This window comes from Sphingobium limneticum, assembly GCF_008710155.1.
Lineage (GTDB): Bacteria > Pseudomonadota > Alphaproteobacteria > Sphingomonadales > Sphingomonadaceae > Sphingobium > Sphingobium limneticum.
Window position 1 is genome coordinate 1 of record NZ_VYPZ01000081.1, and the last position, 1,820, is coordinate 1,820.

At 63.3% G+C, this 1,820-nt stretch carries 1 pseudogene; it reads right to left on the reverse strand.

The features are described from left to right. Window positions 1–1,610, reverse strand: a pseudogene (locus F4U94_RS24020) (DUF4158 domain-containing protein); the annotation flags it as partial. Window positions 1,611–1,820: the final 210 nt, after the last annotated feature.

The following is a 1,820-nucleotide window of genomic DNA, read 5'->3' on the forward strand; positions in this document are numbered from 1 at the left end:
TGCCGTTCTCGATGATGCCGCCTGGGATCGTGCCGGTTCGCGCCGCGCGGCCAAACTCCTTCAGCCGTGTATCCAGTCGAGCCCTGCGCTCGGCCAGCCATTCGCCGGGTCGCAGCGGCACGGCGAGCCGCGCGGTCTGCTCTATCGCCTGTGGCGGGACCAGAAGCTGCTTGAGGTCGCCATAGCGGCGCGATCCCGCCAACCATATGTCACCGGACCGGAAGGCGTCGCGGATGTGGAACAGCACCGCGATTTCCCAAAGCCGGTGGTCGCCGCTGGGCTCAGCGCGAAGATGACGATGCCATTTCGAGTTGGGACGTAGAAAATCCACCGGCGGATCGACCTTGATCCCGTTACGCAGCATCGCAACGGCCGCCAGAAGAGGCGTGGCGATCGGCGCCGCCTGCATGTCGAGCAGGCGCAGCATCCTGGGCGCGTAGAGGCGGAAACGGTGATAGCCGTCCAGCACACGGCTGAGCGGGTCGGCCGCGAGCACGTTGGTCAGCGCGGAGGCCGTGGCGACAAGGGTTCTGAACCGTTCCCAGCCAGGCCCGGTGGCGATTATCCCGTCCAGGGCCGTGCCATCGTCCTGCGCTCCAAGCAAAGCACCACCGATCGGCAAAGGACTTCAGCGTGTCCCGAACGGCCGCCTTTGCGTCGGCGATCCTGGTGTTGCAAAGGCGTTCGGAGGCCCGATAGAGACGGCCTACGATGCGATCGTGGGTCTCCACGATGACATCGGCCAGCGATGACCGCCATTCCAGGGTGCAGACAGCGAGGATCGCAAGCCGCCTGTCTTCGGGCAGATCACGCATGCCGTCGGCGTAATAGCGCTCGCCCTGCCGGCGAAGCCGGGTCACACGATGCGCCGGCACGCCGTCCAGCAAATCCGCCGGAAGATCGAACCTTTGAAGATATTCCAGTCGATCCATCAGCCGGTTAGCGGCTGCTGAATTTGCGCCAACCTCGAACTGTCGCAGCCATACGAAGCGCGTGACGCGACCATCCACCGTATCCTCCAACAGGTGAGCCAAATTCTCGCTCAGGGTTGGCGTGATGCGATGGGCGATAAGATCCTCGATCCGGCGCTCGGCCTCAACCAGCGCATCGGCGCAAAGGCGCTCGATCGTCGAGGAGCCGGGAAGGATCGTGCGGGTGCGGCGACACTCCGCAACGAAGCGACGGGCAAGATCCTCATTCGATGTCGCCGCCTCGGCTTCCCGAGCGATCCATTCGCGCAAATCCCGTGCGCCCCGCCCCGAAAAGGAGCGATAGCCGTAGATTCGGCGAAGGTCCGCCAGATGCTCGTGCCGGGTCTCCTCGCGCGCGGCATAGAGGAGTAGATCGTCGCTGGTCAGGCCGAGCTGGGCCGCGACGAAATCCGATACCTGCGCCGGGATCAACTCGCCAGGAGCGAGCACCCGGCCCGGGTAGCGCAGGACGCACAGTTGCAGCGCGAAGCCAAAACGATTGTGGGCGCGCCGGCGCTGGCGGATATGCCCGAGATCCTCATCGCTGAGGGTATAGTGCCGCAGCAGCTCACCTTGATCGACCGGCAAGTGAAGCAGCGCCTCGCGCTGTCGATCGGTCAGGGTCACGCGACGCGGCATACATGCTCCTTATTCTTTCCGAGCTACGGTTTGAGATAGCTTGATTGAGATGCTGGTTAAGATACACAATAGCCCAATCTTATTGTGGATGTCAGAGCTAATTGGCATGGTTCTGTCAGCGGTAAATGTCATCACGGCCAAGCTATTGCGACTGCCCTTCCGAAAGGCCCTCGCCGAACACCCATTCGGCGAACAGCGGACGCAAGTCCC